Annotated in this window: 3 protein-coding genes and 1 pseudogene; 2 read left to right on the top strand and 2 right to left on the bottom strand. The window is 76.2% G+C overall.

Translation table 11 applies throughout. The features are described 5' to 3' along the window. Positions 1 to 902 (top strand): annotated as a pseudogene (locus tag E1193_RS29690) (hypothetical protein); the annotation flags it as partial. A gap of 50 nt (positions 903 to 952) precedes the next feature. Here the strand turns inward: E1193_RS29690 and E1193_RS29685 are convergent. Next, positions 953 to 2,488, bottom strand: a complete 1,536-nt coding sequence (locus E1193_RS29685) for a PAS domain-containing sensor histidine kinase (RefSeq protein ID WP_132186461.1) — start codon at positions 2,486 to 2,488, stop codon at positions 953 to 955. Positions 2,489 to 2,513: 25 nt separating this feature from the next. Then, on the bottom strand, positions 2,514 to 3,545 hold the full coding sequence (locus tag E1193_RS29680; RefSeq protein ID WP_132186460.1) for an SIS domain-containing protein: 1,032 nt from the start codon (positions 3,543 to 3,545) through the stop codon (positions 2,514 to 2,516). A 182-nt stretch (positions 3,546 to 3,727) separates the two neighbouring features. On the opposite strand from E1193_RS29680, the gene E1193_RS29675 reads away from it, so the two are divergent. Beyond that, positions 3,728 to 5,560 (top strand): tetratricopeptide repeat protein (locus E1193_RS29675; protein ID WP_132186459.1); only part of this gene is annotated, 1,833 nt, incomplete at its 3' end.

Genomic DNA, 5,560 nt, shown 5'->3' with positions numbered 1-5,560 from the left:
CGCCCGGCCTGCCCCGGCCGCGGGGGCGGGCGGCGCGGGGCGGCTGGCTCGCCGGGCGTTGGGCGCTGGCCCTGCTGGCGGCGCTCGTCGTGCTCACCCCGCTGCTGCTACGGACCCGGGGGCAGCGCTCCCGGCAGCTCGACTGGGTCGAACCGGCCCGGCTGACCGATCTGGCGGCGCTGCCCGCCGGCGTCGTCCAGAGCGGGGTGGTCGGTGGGCTGCTGGTCGGCCTCGCCGCGCTGGGGGCAGCGCAGACGGGTCGACGCGCGCTGCTGCCCGGGCTCTGCGTACTGCTGCCGGTGCTGCTGGTCTTCGCCGCCGCACTGGTCGTACCGCTCTGGGTGCCGCGCTACCTGCTCTTCACCGTGCCCTTCGCGGCCGTGCTCGGCGGCGCGGCGTTGGCCGGGGTTCCGGTGGTCGCTGGCCGGGCGCTCGCGCCACGCCTCGCGGTGGTGGCGCTGGCCGGCCTGCTCGGGCTGCCGGACCAGGCGGCGCTGCGGCAGACCCACGGCTGGCCACGCAGCACGACCGTCGACTACCGGGGCGCGGCGGGGATCATCGGGGCGCAACAGCGGCCCGGGGACGCCGTGGTCTACGCGCCCCGGGACGGCTGGCTCTTCCTCGACCTCGGGGTGGCGTACCACCTGCAGAACCGGCCCCGCGACGTGTTGGTGGCCCGCGACCAGCGACAGCGGGCGGATCTCTGGGTCACCGAGTGCGCCCGGCCAGCGGCGTGCCTGGCCGGGGTGGAGCGGGTCTGGTTGGTGGTGGCCGGCCGGCATGCCGACCCGCTGGCCGCGCTTCGCGGCGCGAAAGGAAACGCCCTGCGCGACGCCTTCACCGTCAGCCGCACCTGGCAGCGCCCCGGCGTCACCGTCGCGCTGCTCGCCGCGCGGGCCTGACCGAACCACAGGGCACGCACCGGCTCGTCCAGGCCGACGGTTTGCCTCGGTCAGCCGGGCTGGCGAGCCAGCGGGACGACCAGGACGGCTTCGGTGCCGCCCTCGGCGCCGTTGCGCAGCTCGATGCTGCCGCGCAGCTCGCCGGTGACCAACGCCCGGACGATCTGCAGTCCCAGCCGGCCGGCGCGTTCGGCGTCGAAGTGCGCGGGCAGGCCACGCCCGTTGTCGGCCACCGAGACGTGCAGCTGCTTGCGGAGCCGGTGCGCGGTCACCACCACCTCCGGCTTCGCGTCGCTCCCCGCCCCGTCGGCGGCCCCCTCCTCGCCGGCCGGCGGGAAACCGTGCTCGACGGCGTTGAGCAGCAGCTCGTTGAGCACCATGACCAGCGAGGTGGCGATCTCGGCGGGCAGTACGCCGAAGCTGCCCCGGCGGCGCATCCCGACGGTCACCTCCGTCGCGGCGACCTCGGTGGCCGCGCTGGCCACCCGGTCGACGATGCCGTCGAACTCGACCGCCTCGTCGCTGGACATGGAGAGCGTCTCGTGTACCAGGGCGATCGAGGCGACCCGACGTACCGACTCCTCCAGCGCGACCCGGGCCTCGGGCATGGCGACCCGGCGGGCCTGCAGACGCAGCAGCGCGGCGACCGTCTGGAGGTTGTTCTTCACCCGGTGGTGGATCTCCCGGATGGTGGCGTCCTTGGTGATCAACGCCCGGTCCCGGCGGCGTACCTCGGTGATGTCGCGGACCAGCACCAGCGCGCCGATCGGCACGCCGGCCGGCATCAGCGGCAGCGCCCGGGTCAGCATGGTGGCGCCCCGGGCGTCGATCTCCCGCCGGGGCGGGGCCTCGCCGCGCAGCGCGGCCAACACGGCGTTCCCGGCGTCGGTGCCCTCCAGCGGGTCGGCGGCGAGCCGGCGGTGCAGCTTGGCCAGGTCCTCCCCGACCAGGTGGGACGCGTACCCCAGTCGCCGGTACGCCGACTGGGCGTTCGGGCTGGCGTAGGTGACCTTGCCGTTGGCGTCCAGCCGGACCAGACCGTCGCCGACCCGGGGCGCGGAGGTGGTCTCCCCCGGGTGCCGGGGCGGCGGGAAGGTGCCGTCGGCGATCATCTGGGCCAGGTCGTCGGCGGTGGTGAGGTAGTTCAGCTCCAGCTGGCTCGGGGTGCGGGCGGTGGAGAGGTTGGTGTCCCGGCCGACCACGGCGACGACCTCACCGGCCTCCCCGTCGGTGGTGCGCAGCCGCACCGGGATCGCCTCGTGCCGGGCGGGCACGTCGCCGTACCAGACCGGGTCGCCCTCCCGCCAGATCCGCCCCTGCCGGTACGCCACCTCCAGGTGGGCCACCTCGGGGCCGCCGACGATCCGGCCCACCTGGTCGTCGAGGTACGCGGTGGGAGCGGTCGTCGGGCGGACCTGGGCGACGCAGAGGAAAGCGCCGTCGCTGTCGACCGGCACCCAGAGCAGCAGGTCGGCGAAGGAGAGGTCGGACAGCAGCTGCCAGTCGCCGGCGATGCGGTGCAGGTGGTCGATGTCGGCCGGGCGGAGCTGGGTGTGCTCCTCGGCGAGGTCGCGCAGCGTGGACACGCCCCACAGCCTGCCACGTCGGAGGTCACCTCGTCGCGGTGACCTTCTTCAGGCCACGGGGCGCGTCCGGGTCCTCGCCCCGGGCCAGCGCCAGCGCCAGCGCCAGGCGTTGCAGGGGCAGGATGTCCAGCAACGGGGCGTACCGCTCGTCGACCTCGGGGACGGCCATCCGGGTGGCCCCCGCCACCTCGGCGGAGCCGACCACGACCACGTCGGCGCGGCGCTCGCCGAGCCGCGGCAGCACCTCGCCCATGGCGCGCCCGCCGGGGCCGGATCCGACGACGGCGAGCACCGGGACGCCCGGGTCGGTCATGGCGAGCGGGCCGTGCAGCAGGTCGGCGCCGGAGAAGGCCAGCGCCGGCAGGTAGGAGGTTTCCATCAGCTTCAACGCCGCCTCCCGGGCTGTCGGGTAGGCGTACCCACGGCCGGTGGTGACCAGCTGGCCGGCGAAGCGGTAGCGGGGAGCGAGCTGCGCCGGGGTGGGGTCGGCGAGAGTGCGAGCGGCGAGGCCGGGCAGGGCGTCCAGGGCGGCCCGTTCCTCGGCGGGCAGCACGCCGTCGCCGGCCCGGACGCCCTCGACGAGCATCAGCAGGGCGAGCAGTTCGGCGGTGTACGTCTTGGTCGCGGCGACGGCCCGCTCGTGGCCGGCGGCGATGTCGACGTTCAGCTCGGCGGCCTCGGCCAGCGGCGAGTCGGGGTTGTTCGTGACCGCGAGGGTGAGCGCGCCGCAGGCGCGGGCCGTGCGCAGCACCTCGGTCAGGTCGGGTGAGCCGCCGCTCTGGCTGACCCCGACGACGAGCGCCTCGGAGAGGTCGGGCCGTGCCCCGTAGACGGTGACGGCGCTGGGCGAGGCGAGCCCGGCGGGCAGGCCGAGCCGGATCTCGGTGAGGTACGCCCCGTAGAGGGCGGCATGGTCGGAGGTACCCCGGGCGGTGAAGACCACGTGGCGGGGACGGCGGCGCGCGATGGTCGCGGCCACCCCGGCGATCAGCTCGGCGGGCCCGGCGGCGAGCAGGCGGGCGTAGCCGGCCGGCTGCTCGTCGATGTCGGCGGCCATGCCAGCTCCTGGATGTGGCACGAAGACTCCCCCCTGCGCGGTTTCCGCGCGTTTCGTGCTCAGTCTTGCATCATTGCTCCCTCGCGAGCAATCGAACGAACAGCAACGCGCAGCAGATCACCACTGCTGGGCGACATCCCCTAGGCTTGCCAGCCCTGGCACCCAGTGAGCGAGAGGCCGACGTGACCGAGGGACGTGACGAATCCGCACCGACCGCGGCGGAGGAACTCGTCCTCGCCCGACTGGCCCTCGACTCCGGGGACCTGCCGCACGCCGCCGGGCACCTCGCCGCCGCCCTCGTCCGGGCGCCGACCCTGCCCGAGGTGCACGAGACGCTGGCCCGCATCGCGGCGGTCTCCGGGGGCGACCTGGAGCTCTTCCCGCTCGGCCAGCGGGCCTTCGTCGGGGCCGTGGTGGCCCGCGCCCACCTGCTCGCCGCCGCCGGGCGACCGGCCGAGGGGCTGGACCTGCTGGTCGCCGCCACCGGGCACGCGCCCGGGGTGGACTGGGCCGGGGTGCCCTGGGTGACCGCGCCCGAGTTGGCCGCCCGACTCGACCCCGAACGGGCCGCCCGGATCCTCATGCAGGTCTGCACGGCGGTGCCCGACCCGGTGCCCCGCGCCGGCCGCCCGCCGCTGCTGCCGTACCTCACCCTGGCCCGCCACGCCGTCGCCGCGCATCCGCGGCACGCGCTGCTGCTGGGCGCGGCGTCCGCGCTGGCCCGGCGCCTCGGCGAGGTCAGCCTCGCGATCACCTGGGCCGGCCGGGGCGTACGCGAGGAGCCCTCCAAACTGGGCGAGGTGTGGCTCGGGTACGCGTACCGCAGCGCCGGCCGGGCCCGGGAGGCGCTCGCCGCCCTCGAACGGGCCGTCGCGCACGATCCCGACGACCTCGCCGTGTACGCGGACATCGCCGGCACCCTGGCCGACACCGGCCGGCTCGACGCCGCCCTGGAGTGGTGCGACCGGGCCCTGGCCCGCGACCCCAGCTTCGACTGCGCGGTGCACACCGCCCACCGGTTGCGCTTCCTGCGTGACGGCGACGTGGCCCACCTCGTCGCCCTTGCCGACTTCGTCCGCGACCACCCGGACGACAGCCACGAGCACGCCGACCTCGCCGACTGCTGCCGCAGCCGCCCCTGGTTGGGGCAGGTCACCCCGGCCGCCGGCGCGATGGTCGACGCGCTGCGCCGGGCGCCCGCCGCCGGCGGCACGCCCGGCCCGGCGATCCGCCTCGCCGTACCGGAACCGCCGAGCGCGATGCGGGCCGGCGCGGCGGCCGGCCTGAACATCGAGGTCACCGGGACGAGCCGACCGGACCCCCGGGAACCCCGGCGGGCTGCCACCACCTGTCAGCTCTGGCGTTACGAGGGAGCCGTCGCCGCGCCCATCCTGCCGGCCCCCTCCGCCGACGCGGCCGAACGGGTACGCCACCTCGCCCACCCCGCCTGGCCGCACCCACCGGCGGCGTACGACGCGGCGGTCGGACTGGCCACCCTGGACCTCGCCGACCTGCTGGGGCTGCTGGTGCACCCGCCCAAGCCGCCCGCCACCGCGGTGGGGCGGGTGCTCGCCGGGCAGGACCCCTCGCTCTGGGTCCGGTGCGTGCAGGTCTGGGCCTGCCTCGGGCTGCTGCACCACCGCACCGACGAACCGTGGGCGGAGTCGACCCGGCGCCGGGTATTGGTCGAGCTGATCTGGGACGTCGAGGACTGGATCACCGAGGCCGCTCTGTTCGCCCTGGTCACGGCCGCCTGGGTCGACCCCGCGGTACGCACCGACGTCGCCGGCGTGGTGGCCGAACGTCTCGCCGACGTGGCGGAGGTCGCCCGGGAGCGGCCGGTGCCGATCGCGGTCTCCCTGGGACACCTGGCGCTGGCCACGCCGGCTCTGGACGAGGCGGGCACCGCGCTCGCGTACGCGCTGGCCGGCGGAACGCCGGGCCGGGCAGGTCGGGCGGCGCGGCCGGGCCGACTCCGCCGCCTCTGGCGCCGCCTCACCGCCCTCCTCCGCCCC

The organism is Micromonospora sp. KC606 (assembly GCF_004348675.1).
In the GTDB taxonomy this organism is placed as follows: domain Bacteria; phylum Actinomycetota; class Actinomycetes; order Mycobacteriales; family Micromonosporaceae; genus Micromonospora.
This window is presented reverse-complemented; position numbering and strand designations above follow the sequence as displayed.

Excerpts from the sequence above, each read along its gene's own strand:
- E1193_RS29680 (WP_132186460.1), bottom strand. The coding sequence starts at position 3,545 with ATGGCCGCCGACATCGACGAGCAGCCGGCCGGCTACGCCCGCCTGCTC.